This is a genomic window from Flavobacterium piscisymbiosum (genome assembly GCF_020905295.1).
Taxonomy (GTDB): Bacteria; Bacteroidota; Bacteroidia; order Flavobacteriales; family Flavobacteriaceae; genus Flavobacterium; species Flavobacterium piscisymbiosum.
Window position 1 is genome coordinate 3533459 of the sequence record NZ_JAJJMM010000001.1, and the last position, 16869, is coordinate 3550327.

Genomic DNA, 16869 nt, shown 5'->3' on the forward strand with positions numbered 1-16869 from the left:
ATTGATTTTTTTTCAGATAGTTTTCTAAATCCTATAAAATATCTACATGTTTTTTGTCGAAGTTGTTCTACCGCTTTCTTTAGCCAAAACCTTTACTTATCGTATTTCTGAGGCCGAATTCCATTTTATTAAAAAAGGAATGCGAGTTGCGGTGCCTTTTGGTAAAAGTAAAATATATACAGCGTTGGTTATTGATATTCATCAAAATGAACCAAGCTTATATGATGCCAAAGAAATTCATCAAATATTAGACGAAAAACCTATTGCGACCGAAATCCAGATCAAACACTGGCTTTGGGTGGCAAACTATTATATGTGTGGCATTGGCGATGTATATCGTGGCGCTTTTCCCAGCGGATTATTGCTGGAAAGTGAAACTGTAGTTTCGCATAAGACGGATACGCTGGTAAATGATTCTGAACTTTCTGATGACGAATTCTTGATTTACGAAGCCTTGCATCATCAAAGTTCGCTTAAGGTTGGGGAAATTGTTTCTATTTTGAACAAAAAGAATATTTTTCCGATTCTTCAAAAACTAATTGCAAAAGATATTATTGTTTTAGAAGAAGAAATAAAAGAAAGTTATAAGCCAAAATTGGTTCGGTATGTAAAACTGCATGCAAAATACGAATCAGATAATGGTTTGGGAGAATTGCTGGAAGTTTTAAAAAGTGCTAATAAACAAAAGGAAATTGTTTTGGCTTACTTTCAACTAATGGCTTCTGAAAAGAAACCCATAACTGTCAAAAAACTGGTTGAGGTTTCGAATTCAACTTCAACTACAGTAAAAGCTTTAATTGATAAAGAAATTTTCGAAGAATATCTTTTGCAGCAAGATCGTGTTTCATTTTCCGGACAAGCAACTGAGAAGCAATTATTGTTAAGTGAAGCTCAGAATACTGCTTTTGAATCGATTAAAAATAGTTTTTTAGATAAAGAAGTTTGTTTGCTTCACGGTGTTACATCAAGCGGAAAAACAGAAATTTATATCAAGCTAATTGAAGAATATTTATTGACAGGAAAACAAGTTTTGTATTTGTTGCCTGAAATTGCGCTTACTACGCAATTGGTATCGCGTTTACGACTTCATTTTGGCGATAAAGTAGCAGTTTTTCATTCTAAATACAGTAATAATGAAAGAGTTGAGGTTTGGAAACAAACACTCGAAAATTCAACAAAAGCCCAAATTGTAATAGGAGCAAGGTCGGCCTTGTTTCTTCCGTTTGAGAACTTAGGTTTGCTAATTGTTGATGAAGAACACGAGCAGACGTTTAAACAAACGGATCCTGCGCCAAGATATCACGCCAGGGATTCGGCTATTGTTTTGGCGAGTTTTCATAATGCAAAAGTTTTACTGGGATCAGCTACGCCAAGTATCGAAACGTATTTTAATACGCAAACAGATAAATACGGTTTGGTTACGCTTACAGAACGTTATAATGATGTTCGAATGCCAGAAGTGCTTTTGGTCGATTTAAAAGACAAGCATTTTAGAAAACGAATGACGGGGCATTTTAGTGATCTTTTAATTGAAGAAATTGCAGAAGCTTTGTCTTTAGGCGAGCAAGTGATTTTGTTTCAAAACAGACGTGGATATTCGCCCATAATAGAATGTATGACTTGCGGGCACGTACCACATTGTCAGCAATGTGATGTGAGTCTGGCTTTTCATAAACATAAAAATCAATTGCGTTGTCATTATTGCGGTTATTCTATTGCAAAACCAACGCATTGCCATAGTTGTTCAAGTATCGATTTAACAACAAAAGGATTTGGAACAGAACAAATCGAACAAGAGTTAGTGTCACTTTTTCCGAAGGCCAAAACAGGCAGAATGGATCAGGATACGACTCGCGGAAAGTTTGGCTTCGAAAAAATAATCGATTCGTTTAAAAATCGCGAAGTTGATATTTTGGTAGGAACTCAAATGCTGGCCAAAGGTCTGGATTTTGATAATGTAAGTCTGGTTGGGATTATGAATGCCGATAATATGCTGCATCATCCTGATTTCAGAGCTTTCGAGCGAAGTTTTCAAATGATGACACAGGTGGCCGGAAGAGCGGGAAGATCAGAGAAACAGGGGAAAGTGGTAATTCAGACTTATAATCCTAATCATAATACAATTCAGCAGGTTACAAACCATAATTATATGGGTATGTATAAGGAACAATTGTATGATCGTCAGATTTATAAATATCCGCCTTATTTCAGAATTATTAAGCTAACATTGAAACACCGTGAGTTTGAAAAGCTTAAAGAAGGTTCGATGTGGTTGTATCAGGTTTTGAGTCAAAATCTGGGTATTCCGGTTTTAGGACCTGAGGAGCCGGCGATTAGTAGAATCAGGAATGAATATATCAGAACGATCCTGATTAAGATTCCGAATAATATGCCTTTAGCAGGCACAAAAAAAACTATTCAGAAAATGTTGAATAGTTTTGAAGCTGTAGCTCAGTACAGAGCTATAAAGGTTATTGCCAATGTCGATTTTTATTAAATTATGATGACGTTGACAATGCTTTTACTAAATCTTCTTTTTTGTTTCGGCTAAGCGGAATTTTGGTAATACCAATTTCAGCAAATTTACTGTTAAAGCGTTCTACCTTATCAATGTTGATAATGTAAGATTTGTGTACACGAATAAATTTGTCTTTTGATAAATCATTTTCAAAAGATTTCATTGTAGACAATACCAAATTACTATCATCTTCTGTAACCACTCTTACATAATCCCCAAAAGCTTCAATCCATTTGATTTTTGCTGTGAAAATTTTAAGTTTTTTAAGGTTACTCTTGATGAATATATGTTCGCCTTCTTCTTCTTTTACGTCTTTTTTAAGCAAATGCATGTCTATTGCTCTCTTTACGGAGGCATTAAAGCGATCTACCGCAATAGGTTTTTGCAAATAATCAGTAGCATCATAATCGAAAGCTTTTAAAGCGTACTCTGCTTTAGAAGTAATAAATATAATTTGCGGTTTAGTTTTTAAACCGTCCAGAAAATCAAATCCATTAATAACAGGCATTTCTATATCAAGAAAGATTAAGTCTATATTATTTAGAGAAATACAGCTTTTTGCTTCTATTGCATTAGAAAAATCCCCGATTAAGTGCAAACCTGGGTGATTATTAACTAATTTTGCAATAATGGTCCTTTGTATAGAACTATCATCTACAACAACACAGTTTAGTTTCATAACATTAAGATTTAGAATAAATTCAGGATAGCAGTAGTAAATGTATTATTTTTTTGTAAAAAAAACTAAAAACAGCCTGCATTTTTTACATTACAACGAATAAAAGTAAAAAAGTGTTGTATATATAAATTAAATGGTTACTTTTGCACCCAATTTTAACAAATAAATATTGTATTTATGAATCATTATGAAACTGTTTTCATTTTAAATCCCGTTTTATCTGAGGTTCAGGTGAAGGAAACAGTAACGAAATTTGAAGAATTTCTTACTAGTAGAGGAGCTGAAATGGTATCGAAAGAGGATTGGGGTCTGAAAAAAATGGCTTACGAAATCCAAAACAAAAAAAGTGGTTTTTACCACCTATTCGAATTCAAAGTAGCTGGAGAAGTTCTAATTGCTTTTGAAACTGAATTTAGACGTGACGAAAGAGTTATGCGTTTCTTAACTGTAAGTTTAGACAAACATGCTATTTCATGGGCTGAAAGAAGAAGAGCCAAATTAAAATCTACTAAAGCTTAATTATTATGTCTACAATAGAGCAATCTGCAAAAGGAAAAAAAGACGGAGATATCAGATATTTAACGCCTTTAAACATTGAAACTAACAAAACTAAAAAGTACTGTCGTTTCAAAAAATCAGGAATCAAATATATCGATTATAAAGATGCTGATTTCTTATTGAAATTCGTTAATGAGCAAGGAAAAATTCTTCCTCGTCGTTTAACTGGAACTTCATTGAAATACCAAAGAAAAGTTTCTGTAGCTGTAAAAAGAGCTCGTCACTTAGCTTTAATGCCATACGTGGCCGATTTATTAAAATAATATTAAAAGAATAGTTGTTGGTTTCCGGTAAGATGGAACCTAACTTCTCAAATAAAGGACAACAACATGGAACTTATTTTAAAACAAGACGTACAGAATCTAGGATTTAAAGATGATGTAGTTACTGTAAAAGCTGGTTACGGACGTAACTTTTTAATTCCTCAGGGTTTTGCTGCTTTAGCAACTCCTTCGGCTAAAAAAGTATTGGCTGAAAACCTAAAACAAAGAGCTCACAAAGAAGCTAAAGTTGTTGCTGATGCAAAAGCATTAGCTGAAACTTTAAAAGCTATCGAAATTAAACTTTTTGCAAAAGCAGGTGGTGAAAAATTATTCGGTTCAATCACGAATATTGATATCGCTGAAGCTTTGGCTAAAGGTGGACAAGTAATCGATAGAAAATTCATCACTAGCGGTATCGTTAAACGTACTGGTAAATACACTGCAAATGTGCGTTTACACAGAGATGTAATCGTTGAATTACCATACGAAATTGTTGCTGAAAAGTAATCGTTTTTTATACTATACAAAAATCCCGATGCGAATCGGGATTTTTTTGTTTAAAAGAAATAATAATTAATCAGACTTAGAGTTATTTGCGTAAAGCATCTTGCTTAAAGCTAATAGCGTAAGGCATAAAGCCTAAAAAAGAAAATGAAATACGCAAGACTAACAAAAGAGCAATTTGATGAATTGCATGCAGAATTCGCTAATTTTTTAGCTACACAAACTATTGATAAAGCTGAGTGGGATTCTATCAAAATAAATAAGCCGGAAGTGGCTGAGCAGGAATTGGATGTTTTCTCTGATTTAATTTGGGAAGGTGTTTTGTCAAGAGCAGAGTATTTAGAGCATTTTTCCAGAAATCATATTTTCTTGTTTAAGTGTTTTGAAAAAGATGTACAATCTATCGTTTTAAAATCGTTGGTTCCTGAGACTGATTTTCTAACTAAAGATGGCCTGCAATGGTTAAGTGATAATATGTTTACAGAAAACATAGAAATGAAAGTTGGAAAAAAAGTATTTACAGAAGACAGGAATGCTTCTATTTTTGAATTGATCCAGCAGGGAGCTTTTTTAAGTGACGGACAATTGTTCACGCAAATTAATACGATTATCGAATCGTAATTTTCTCAAAATATTTTTTAAAAAGGTAAATGATTGATATTAAATTGTTTACCTTTTTTTTATTTTTTTAACTTTCGTTTAAACTTTTTTACTTTTTTTACCCCGTATTTATACCTGTTTATTTAGAATAATGCAAATAAATCTTTTTTTAATATCGAAATGTAAGTTTTACTTTTCATTTCGTCTTTATGGTACTCTAATTTAGCCATTCACAGTACTTAAAAGTAATAATTAACTTACTTTTTAAATATTTAACATAAAATTTATATTTTTTTTGTGACAATTATAACAGTTAATTTTTCTTTAAAAATGTAGGTTTTTCTGATATTTTAGGTGTTTTTTGAAAAATAATTTTCGTTTGAAATTAAAAAAATAAGAATTTTATACTTGTTTTAAATTTTTGTTTTTTATAATTTTAGAATATGAAAGTTAAACAAAGTGATTTTTGAACTTTTAGAAAGGCTTGATCAAAAACAATTTAATTGCAGTTTCTTTTATTGAACCGAATTATGGTTTTTGTATTTATTGATATTATAACAGTAAAGATTTAAATAATAACTTAATTATATTGCTTATGGAATTGACATCTACTTTCTTTATCAAGTTTGCATTAATATTTCCTATCATTTTAGTTTTGTTTTTTATCTGTTTGAGAATGCTTAAGTTCATTTTCAAATCAGTTTATCATATAAATGCAAATTTTCAAAATCAATTTTTTACTTATATCTGTTTTTTATTTTCGAAGCCCGATCGGCGGCTTGGTTAATGAAAAGCATTTTTGTGTTTAAATACGTTTAAATTCAAAAAAGATTCATATTAGACACAATGATTCAATTTTTAGAATTTAATTCTAAATCAACAAAATTTACAGATTGCCTAATCAACTTTCTATAGATATTGAATCATACTATATATTAAGAATCCCCCCAGTTCTACTCAACTTAAATTTTCTTTTATGAAAATTAATCCTGCAACAAATCACTCCTCCTGGAAGATTGATTCAGATCAATATTTCCTAAAGTTTTCCGGACATTTTTTATTCTACAGGAATAAAAACTGCTCTTTGGTATACTTCGGTATACGTAATGCAACATGATTTTTTTACTGAAATGCAGTTTACATTCTTAGTATGCTACGAATTTAAATTTCATTTTAACTAGTTGATTTTTAGTTTTTTTAAGAATTGCCTAAGCATACGTGCTTATCGCAACAGGTATTTTATTGTCCATTTTCTAATCTTCCAAATTATGAAAAAAAATTCTACTTTTTATGATCTCAACTTTCAGAAGAGATTATTCGGACTATTATTTTTATTCTTATTATGCACTAATGCATCTTCGCAGACTATTTGCAGACCAACGTCTCAAACAAATAGCCAAGGTGGATTATTGTGTCTAGGATTAAATGTTGATAGTCCAGCCAACGCTTATGACAGCGCGGGTTTAACGACTTTTGCAACCCTGACAAATGCTGTTGGAATAGGTTGTTTCGTTGAAGAAACACTTACCTTGAACCAAACGGCAAAAGCAGGAGACCAAATCGCTATTTATTTTGGTACAGGAAATGGTTTGCTGGATGTTGGATTATTATCCAATGCATCTCTTCAAACCAAACTTTCAGGTGCCGATGTAGGAACAAGAGTGGCTTTAAATAGTCCGCTATTGAACCTGAACTTATTAAATGGTAATACGGTCGCAGTTGCTAAGTATACCTTAACAGGTGATACTAATCAGGTACAAATTCAGGTTGGAGGGCTTTTAAGTCTCTTAGTGAGTTTGAGAATTTATGATGTACGTTTAGAATTTGCTCAGCCTATCGTAACTGGCGGTTTAACACAAACTGTGTGTGCAGGTTCTACAACAACGCTTACAGCAACACCAGCTGCAGGAACTACACTTGCATGGTATAGTTCAGCATCGTCTACAACAGCTTTAGCGACGGGAGATACTTATACTACTCCTGCGCTAAGTACTGCAACAACTTATTATATTGGAATTTCGAGAGCTGCAGGCTGCGAAGGAAATGTTCGGGTGCCGGTAGTTTTAAATGTTTCAAATCCTGTTGCTCCTGCAGTTAATAATACAGGCCTTTCTATATGTGCAACAGGACCAACACAGCAGACAACACTCTCGCTTTTGAATCCTGTTCCGGGAACAGTTTATTCCTGGTATTCTGCCTCAAGCGGTGGAGCAGCTCTTGCTACAGGTACAACATATTCTCCTACTGTTCCTTTGGGAACTACACCTTTTTATGTAGGAGCCTCAGTTGGCAGTTGTGTGAGTCCAACTCGTACTCCGGTTAATGTAATTTCTACGGCTGTTCCAGCTTTACCTACTGTTTTAACGCAAAGTGTTACCATTCAGTCCGGTCAAAATGCCACTTTGAATGCCTCAGTCTCAGAGCCGGGGGTACAAGTAAATTGGTATGAGGCTGCAACAGGCGGAACAGCGGTTGCAACAAATACAACCTCTTTTACAACACCAATTTTAACAGCTACAAAAACATATCACGTTGAAGCGCAAAGTCCAAATGGAATTTGTGCCAGTGCATCCAGAGTTCCTGTTACTGTAACGGTTCAGCCAGCGGCATTAGGCGGTTGTCTTGAAGCCAGCAGCCAGGTAACCGCCCAAACTGGTATATGTTTATTATGCGGTTCTACAAATCCTAATAATTCTGTAGATGGTAATCCTGCAACATCAGCCCGTTTAACTATTCCGGCAGGAGTACTTACAGGAACAATGCAGCAAACATTACAATTTAATAATCCGGGAAAAGCGGGTGATATTGTTGATGTAGAGTTAGAATTACCAGGCGGTTTGGCAGATGTAAATTTATTAGGAGCTGTTACATTAGCAACTTATAATGGAGCAACTTATAATAATGACAGGGTTGCAATTACTAATCCGTTAATTACTTTACAATTACTAACAGGAAACCGTTTTAGAGCCAGTGTCGTTGCCGGAGCTAATTTTGATCGTGTAGAAATTCGATTAGGAGGTTTGGCAACGTTATTGACCAGTTTAGATATTTATCAGGCGACTTATAGATATAAAGCTCCTGTTATTACAGGTGATACAACTATTTGCAGTGGTACATCAACAACATTAACTGCAGCTCTTGCAGTTGGTGAAACTGTAAATTGGTATAGTACAGCCAGTGGTGGAGCTTCACTAGCATCTACAGCTGCATATACAACACCGGCTATATCAGTACCTACAACTTATTATGTTCAAGTAACTAGAAATGGCTGTATAAATAGTGAGAGAAATCCTGTTCAGATATTAATTGATAATCCGATTGCGCCGGTTGTTAATGCTGTTCCTGTGAATCTTTGCTCGGGTGAGACCACTACACTTACAGTTCAATCGCCGGTGGCAGGAACGATTTATAATTGGTATGATGCGGCATCAGGCGGAAATTTATTATTTACGGGAACATCATTTGTAACGCCAGCTTTAAATGCAAGCGTAACTTATCATGTTGAAGCAGCTATTGGAAGTTGTGTAAATCCAACACGTACTCCTGTACCTGTAAATGTAAATCCTCGACCAGCAGTACCAACTTTTGCCGGATCAGATGTCCTTATACAATCAGGGCAGACTATTACATTATCAGTTTTAAATCCTGTGGCAGGAGTTCGATACAATTGGTATGATGCTGCAATAGCAGGTGCTTCAGTAGCTTTGAATGCAACATCGTATACAACGCCTGTTTTAAATGCTAATAAAACGTATTATGTTGAAGCCGTAAACATAGCAACAGATTGCGCTAGTCCAACCAGAGGAGTAATCAATGTTATTGTAATAGCTAATGCAAGTACTTGCTTGCAGGCAGGCACAGCGACAACATCAACTGGTGGTGTATGTGTTTTATGTTCAGTTGCTGCTGCAAATGATGCTGTCGATGGTAATATTAATACTTATTCACAGCTTTCTGTACCGCTTGGCGTAGCAGGCTACATTCAGCAGGAATTAATTTTTGCAAATCCTGGTCAGACAGGAGATATTATTGATGTGGACTTAGAAGTTCCTGTTGGACTTCTTGATATAAGTCTTTTATCTAATATTAGTTTAGCAACTTATAACGGAGGAGCTTATAATAATGACAGAATTGCAGTTAATAATAATTTGCTGAATATTCAATTGTTATCTGGAAATAAATTTAAAGCCAGCTTTACGGCAGCAGCACCATTTGATAGAATAGAAGTACGATTAGGAGGTGTTGCTACCGCCTTAAGTAACTTATATATTTATCAGGCTGCATACAGGTTTCCAAATGCTAGTATAACAGGAGCTGTAGATCCAATTTGTGCTGGACAGCAAGCTACTCTGGCAGCAAGTTCTACAGGAACAGAAACTTTTACCTGGTATGATGCTCCTACATTAGGAAACATTGTGAATGTAAGTCCAACTGCGCCTTTAACAACTTCAACTACTTATTATTTACAAAGTACACGTGATGATAATAATAATAACGATTGTTTTAATAGTTTACGTCAGGCGGTTACAGTTACTGTATTGCCAATTCCAACAGATGCTGATGTACTGATTACAACTCCTGTTCAGGGTACTTGTGCCGGAGCTGCAGTTATAGCTCCTGCATCAACTATTCCGGGAGCTCAATTTAGATATTATACAGATCAAAATAAAACTACAGAAATTATAAATGGAAGTGTAATTGGAGGTGTAACATTTGCTAAAGATGCCGGAACAGGAGTACTTAGTTTAACAGGATTAAATGCTGCCGGAACACCTTACAATTATTTTGTTTCTATTTTAAATGGAGGCACTTGTGAAAATGTAAACGGCACATTAAAACAAGTTACGGTTAATTTCCCTTCAACAACTACTTTAGCTTTAAATGCAACGCTTACAGGTTGTGGAAGTGCTAATTTAAGAAGTGCGATTACTAATTTTGATTCATCAGGAAATACGACTTATACTTTCTATGATGCATCGAATAATCAAATAACTGCAGACGCAGCTTCAAATATTACGGCGAGCGGTGTATATTCTGTTGAAGCACAGCTTAACAGTGATACTTGTCCTTCTGTAAGACAATCTGTAACAGTTACTATTAATGCATTGCCAAGTTTAGTCATAACTAATCCGCAAGAATCTGTGAATGTAGGAACAAGCGTGACTTTAACAGCAGTTTCTACAGCCGCGATCACTTGGTTTGATCCACAGGGAAATCCGTTAACAGGACCAACATTTACTACAGGACCTTTAAACACTCCTGGAGTTTATACTTATACAGCAGTGGCTAATGACGGAATTTGTACCAGTACTGCAACAAAAGTAATTAATGTAATTAATCTTAGCAGTTGTCAGTCATTAACAGAAAGAGTTTATGCAACTGCACAAACATTTGATAGGATAATTACAGGAACAGTTACTGACGGAGCAAATGCTGTTGACGGAAATCCACAGACATTCTCTACCATTACAACAGGTTTAGGACTTTTAGGAATAGGTACAACCTGGCAGAATTTAACCTGGCCAAGTGTTATTACTAAAGGTACACCGGTAACGATTAAACTTGGATCAGAATACAGTTTATTAGCTGTAGGTCAAAATTTATCAGTAATAGGAACTCTAGGCGGTGTTGACATTGGAACAATGCAATCAGTATCCGGATCATTATTAAATTTAATTTCGGGAGATAATACTTATGAATTTACTTTTGTTCCTTCAGATGCTTCCGGTCCTCAGAATTATGATGGAATCCGTATTCAATCAGCTTCTATTTTAAGTCTTGCTCAAAATACAAAAGTATTTGATGCTCATTATAACAGATCAGTTTCAAGCGTTGCTTGTACTCCGGGAGACATACGAGATATATTTTATGGTTCAACAGATGTGGGACTTCCTATTGGTGCAGTAACTGCAGCAGTGGGTGTAAGTGACCCATGGAATATAGCTGATAACGATATTACAACTTTTGCAACAATGTATAGTGCAATTGGAGTTGCAGCGGCAGCAGATTTAACTGTAGAATTTAAAACACCATCAGTTGTAACTGATACTTTAAGAATTGTAATCTCAAAACCAGGAGCACTTTTAGATGTCAATTTATTAACTGGATTTACTATTCAGCGTTATTTAGGAAGTGTAGCGGTTGGAGTTCCGATTCAAAGTAATAATACATTGCTGAGCTTGAGATTATTGCCAGGAAATTCTATGGCAATGGTTTTGGTTTCTTCACCAACAGAATCATACGATAGAGTAAGAATTCGTTTTGGAGGAGTTGCAGGAGTATTAGACTTCTTAAGAGTTCACACAGTAGAAAGAGTTGCAAATACGAGCGTGGTAGGAGCTGACCCTCAAAATAAAGTTACGGTCTGCCCGGGAACAGCTGTTACATTGCAAGTTCCTGAACAAGCTTGTTCTACCTATATTTGGTATGATTCGCCAACAGGCGGAACCTCGGTTGCCACAGGACTTACTTATACTATCCCGGCTAATTTGCCAGCAGGAATTTATAAATACTATATACAACCGGTACGTTATGGTTGTGAGTCTTTCACAAGAGGAGAAGTAACAGTTGAGGTAAGAGCTTCGGCTCCTGTAAATGCTTTAACAGATATTACTTTAAACGGAGGAACAACTACATCGATTTGTTCTCCTTCAGGAACTGTAACTTTAGCAACAAGTTTAAGCGGAACGCCAGTTGTAACTACCCCTGTTTATTATTGGTATAATAGTAGTGGAGCAACAAGCCAGTTAATTCTGGGAGAAACAACTTCTCAATTAATCGTAAACGGATTAGCTCCAGGAACTTATACTTATTCTGTAGGAGTAAGTTCAGATCAATTTTGTGAAACTTCTGAAGCAGATAGAAAACAAATTACGTTTACAATCCTGCCTCCTTCAACTGTAAATGATATTTTAGTTGATGACGTAACAGTTTGTCATGATGTACCTGCGTCGTTGACTCCAACAGCACCAACATTAACAAGCCCGGTATTTACCTGGTATTTAGATGCTGCTAGAACACAGCCAATAACAAATGGCGCAGTTATAGCCGGAGTTACTTATGCAATTGACGCAGCTGGTGTTTTAACCGCGACAGGTTTAACAAAAGCAATGAGTCCGATAACTTATTATGTTGCTGTTGCAAGTACAAATACCTGTGAAAATCTTGCAGGAACTTTACAAGATGCAGTAATCATGGTTAGTGATCCAAATACACCAACGACTACAGATGATACTCAGGATTTCTGTTTAGTTACACAGCCAACGGTTGCTAATATTCAAGTAAACGAATCTAATGTAGTTTGGTATAGTACTGATACAGGAGTTACGGCTTTATTGCCAACTGCAGCTTTAGCAAATGGCATTTATTATGGTGCAGTTACAGATGCGGTGACAGGATGTGAAAGCAGTGTTAGATTAGCTGTGACTGTTACGGTTACAGACCCTGGTACACCAACAACAACAGATACTACACAAGATTTCTGTTTGGTAAATACTCCAACAATTGCCAGTATTCAGGTTGATACGCCAACAGTTGGAACAATAGTTTGGTACAGCGCTTCATCAGGCGGAACACCACTTGCGAGTACTACACCGTTAACTAATACTTCATACTTTGCTGCTATTTTAAATGCTACAACTACTTGTGAAAGTGCTGTAAGATTAGAAGTTGCCGTAACAGTAAGCGATCCAGGAACACCAACTACAACAGATACTACACAAGACTTCTGTTTAGTAAATACTCCAACAATTGCCAATATTCAGGTTGATACGCCAACAGTTGGAACAATAGTTTGGTACAGTGCTTCATCAGGCGGAACACCACTTGCGAGTACTACACCATTAACTAATTCTTCCTACTTTGCTGCTATTTTAAATGCTACAACTACTTGTGAAAGTGCTGTAAGATTAGAAGTTGCCGTAACAGTAAGCGATCCGGGAACACCAACTACAACAGATACTACACAAGACTTCTGTTTGGTAAATGCTCCAACAATTGCTAGTATTCAAGTTGATACGCCAACAGTTGGAACAATAGTTTGGTATAGTGCTTCATCAGGCGGAACACCACTTGCGAGTACTACACCGTTAACCAATACTTCATACTTTGCTGCTATTTTAAATGCTACAACAACTTGCGAAAGTGCTGTAAGATTAGAAGTTGCCGTAACAGTAAGCGATCCTGGAACACCAACTACAACAGATACTACACAAGATTTCTGTTTGGTAAATGCTCCAACAATTGCTAGTATTCAGGTTGATACGCCAACAGTTGGAACAATAGTTTGGTACAGTGCTTCATCAGGCGGAACACCACTTGCGAGTACTACACCGTTAACCAATACTTCATACTTTGCTGCTATTTTAAATGCTACAACTACTTGCGAAAGTGCTGTAAGATTAGAAGTTGCCGTAACAGTAAGCGATCCAGGAACACCAACTACAACAGATACTACACAAGACTTTTGTTTAGTAAATACTCCAACAATTGCCAATATTCAGGTTGATACGCCAACAGTTGGAACAATAGTTTGGTACAGTGCTTCATCAGGCGGAACACCACTTGCGAGTACTACACCATTAACTAATTCTTCCTACTTTGCTGCTATTTTAAATGCTACAACTACTTGTGAAAGTGCTGTAAGATTAGAAGTTGCCGTAACAGTAAGCGATCCAGGAACACCAACTACAACAGATACTACACAAGACTTTTGTTTGGTAAATACTCCAACAATTGCCAATATTCAGGTTGATACGCCAACAGTTGGAACAATAGTTTGGTACAGTGCTTCATCAGGTGGAACACCGCTTGCGAGTACTACACCATTAACTAATACTTCCTACTTTGCTGCTATTTTAAATGCTACAACAACTTGCGAAAGCAATGTAAGATTAGAAGTTGCCGTAACAGTAAGCGATCCAGGAACACCATCGATAGCCAATACAGATCAAAACTTCTGTTTTGTTGATGCTCCAACAGTAGCAAGCATCAATGTTAGTCCTGCTGTTGCTGCCAATATAGTTTGGTACGATGCATTAAGCGGAGGTAATTCAGTTGCATCAGCTACAGCATTGGCTACAGGAATTTACTATGCAGCGATAAAAGATCCAACAACAGGTTGCGAAAGCAATATAAGATTAGCGGTAAACGTTACCGTTTCAGATCCTGGAACACCATCAATAGCCAATACAGATCAAAAATTCTGTTTAATTGATGCTCCAACAGTAGCAAGTATCAATGTTAGTCCTGCTATTGCTGCTAATATAGTTTGGTACGACGCTTTAAGCGGAGGAAATTCAGTTGCATCAGCTACAGCATTAGCAACAGGAGTTTACTATGCAGCGATAAAAGATCCAACAACAGGTTGCGAAAGCAATATAAGATTAGCTATTAATATTACAGTTTCAGATCCTGGAACACCATCAATAGCCAATACAGATCAAAAATTCTGTTTAGTTGATGCTCCAACAGTAGCGACTATCAATGTTAGCCCTGCTGTTGCTGCAAACATAGTTTGGTACGATGCATTAAGCGGAGGAAATTTAGTTGCATCAGCTACAGCATTAGCAACTGGAATTTACTATGCAGCAATAAAAGATCCAGTATCAGGTTGTGAAAGCAATGTTAGATTAGCAGTAAATGTTACTGTATCAGATCCTGGAACACCAACTTTAATAACAGCTGGAACTCAAAATTTCTGTTTGGTAAATGCTCCAACTTTTGCAAGCATTCAGTTTAATCAACCAAACATTGTTTGGTACACAGCCTTAACAGGAGGAACAGCGATTGCATCGACTACAGCGTTGACAAGCGGTACATATTATGCAGCTATAAAAGATGCATCTGGATGTGAAAGTAAAACAAGATTAGCCGTAGCAGTTAACGTAACAGATCCTGCTACACCAACAACTACTGCTGTTGCACAAACTTTCTGTTCTGGAAATAATCCAACTGTTGCCAGTATTCAGGTAAACGAAACAAATGTAGTTTGGTATAACGCAGTGAATGGAGGAGCACCAATTGCTTCGACAACAGCTTTAGTAAGCGGAGACTATTTCGCAGCGTTAAAAGATGCAACAACGGGTTGTGAAAGTAGTATCAGACTTAAAGTGACAGTTACTGTTGGAAACTCAAATAATCCAACAACAAATAATACTGCACAAAATTTCTGTTCTACAAGTAATCCAACATTTGCGAGTATTCAGGTAAACGAAAATAATGTGTCCTGGTTTACTGCTGATACCGGAGGAACAGCAATTCCTTTAGCTACAGCTTTAACTTCTGGTACTTATTATGGAGAAATTACAGAACCGGTTACAGGATGTAAAAGTGCAACTCGTTTAATGGTTACGATTACTATTGTTAATCCAATGGCAACACCAACAACGAATTCATTGACTCAAAACTTCTGTTCAGTAAATGCACCAAAAGTTTCGAATATTCAGGTAAATGAATCTAACGTAATTTGGTATAGCACTCCAACAGGAGGAACTGCGATTCCTGCAACAACAAATTTAGTAAGTGGTACTTATTATGGTGTTATTGCAAGTGGTTCAGGTTGCGAAAATCCGCAAAGATTAGCAGTTGTTGTAGTTATAAATACACCACTTCTGGTTACTACACCAAGAACAACTCAGACATTCTGTTTATCAGCAGCTCCAACAATAGAAAGCATTGTTGTAAATGAAACAAATATAGTATGGTATACTTCTGCAAATGGCGGAACACCACTGGCAGCAAATACACCACTTACAGCAACAACATATTATGCTGCAGCACTTAGCAATACAACTAATGGTTGTGAGGGAGTTTCAAGATTAGGAGTAGCAATTTCTTTTGAAAATGATGCACTGGTTCCAATCACTACTACAGATGATACGCCATGTGTCTTCCAGGGAATTACATATTCTATTGCCAACGGAAAATCAGATTATCTATGGACAGTTGAAAATGGTACTATTACTTCCGGAGGAGGAAATGCTGACGGAACTGTAACGATATCATGGTCTGACATCGGACCTGGAAAGGTGAGTGTTGCTTACATCAATACATGTAATGAAAGAACAATTAAATCATTAAATGTAAATGTAGCCACTTGTTCAGATCTTACGATCACCAATACGGTTAGTAATCCTACACCTAATTTTGGTGAGCAAATAACATTTACTGTAACAGTAAATAATGTTGGTGAAGGTAACTTTATAAATACCATAGTAAGCGAATTATTACCAAGCGGATTTGATCTGATAAGCGCTAGTACAACTGCAGGAACATACGATTTAGGTACACAGCTTTGGACAATTCCAGCTTTAAATGCCGGACAAAGCGTAGTACTTACAATTGTTGCAGAAGTATTACCAAGTGGTAATTATACAAACGTTGCAACTGTCGAAATTTCGACTCCTTTAGATGTTGATGCATCAAATAACTCGGCTTCAGTTACTGTTGTACCGGTTTGTTTGACAGTATACAATGAATTTACTCCAAATAATGACGGAGCGAATGATCTTTTCAAAATTGATTGTATCGAATCATATCCAAACAACGAGTTGAAAGTATATAACAGATACGGTTCATTAGTATATAGTAAACAACATTATGAAAATGATTGGGACGGAACGGCCAATGTGTCCGGAGTTATCAATAGAGGAGATATGCTGCCAACAGGTACTTATTTTTATGTGATAACCATTGGAGACGGAACGGTTAAAAAAGGATGGTTATCTATCATGAGATAATCACCGTAT

At 36.1% G+C, this 16869-nt stretch carries 7 protein-coding genes; 6 read left to right on the forward strand and 1 reads right to left on the reverse strand.

Going from position 1 to position 16869, the window contains the following annotated elements; genetic code table 11:
* Positions 1 to 46: 46 nt before the first annotated feature.
* The gene (gene priA, locus LNP81_RS15445; RefSeq protein WP_230037318.1) at positions 47 to 2497 is read left to right on the forward strand and encodes a replication restart helicase PriA; all 2451 of its coding nucleotides are present in this window, start codon (positions 47 to 49) and stop codon (positions 2495 to 2497) included.
* A 1-nt stretch (position 2498) separates the two neighbouring features.
* Here priA and LNP81_RS15450 read toward each other — a convergent pair whose 3' ends face one another.
* Positions 2499 to 3197 (reverse strand): LytR/AlgR family response regulator transcription factor, encoded by a 699-nt coding sequence (locus LNP81_RS15450; RefSeq protein WP_041518796.1) that lies wholly within the window; start codon positions 3195 to 3197, stop codon positions 2499 to 2501.
* A 177-nt stretch (positions 3198 to 3374) separates the two neighbouring features.
* Here LNP81_RS15450 and rpsF point away from each other — a divergent pair, with 177 nt between their 5' ends.
* The 5 genes from rpsF to LNP81_RS15475 all read left to right on the forward strand — a co-directional run bounded on the left by rpsF (position 3375) and on the right by LNP81_RS15475 (position 16860).
* Positions 3375 to 3716, forward strand: a complete 342-nt coding sequence (gene rpsF, locus LNP81_RS15455; RefSeq protein ID WP_007810575.1) for a 30S ribosomal protein S6 — start codon at positions 3375 to 3377, stop codon at positions 3714 to 3716.
* Between the two features lie 5 nt (positions 3717 to 3721).
* Entirely contained in the window at positions 3722 to 4018 is a 297-nt protein-coding gene (rpsR, locus tag LNP81_RS15460; protein ID WP_002987043.1) for a 30S ribosomal protein S18, read from the forward strand.
* 66 nt (positions 4019 to 4084) lie between these two features.
* On the forward strand, positions 4085 to 4525 hold the full coding sequence (gene rplI, locus LNP81_RS15465; RefSeq protein WP_065449576.1) for a 50S ribosomal protein L9: 441 nt from the start codon (positions 4085 to 4087) through the stop codon (positions 4523 to 4525).
* A 144-nt stretch (positions 4526 to 4669) separates the two neighbouring features.
* Complete coding sequence (locus LNP81_RS15470) at positions 4670 to 5143, forward strand: DUF6495 family protein (RefSeq protein WP_065449577.1); 474 nt, start codon at positions 4670 to 4672, stop codon at positions 5141 to 5143.
* Between the two features lie 1247 nt (positions 5144 to 6390).
* Complete coding sequence (locus LNP81_RS15475) at positions 6391 to 16860, forward strand: Ig-like domain-containing protein (RefSeq protein ID WP_230037320.1); 10470 nt, start codon at positions 6391 to 6393, stop codon at positions 16858 to 16860.
* Positions 16861 to 16869 lie beyond the last annotated feature (9 nt).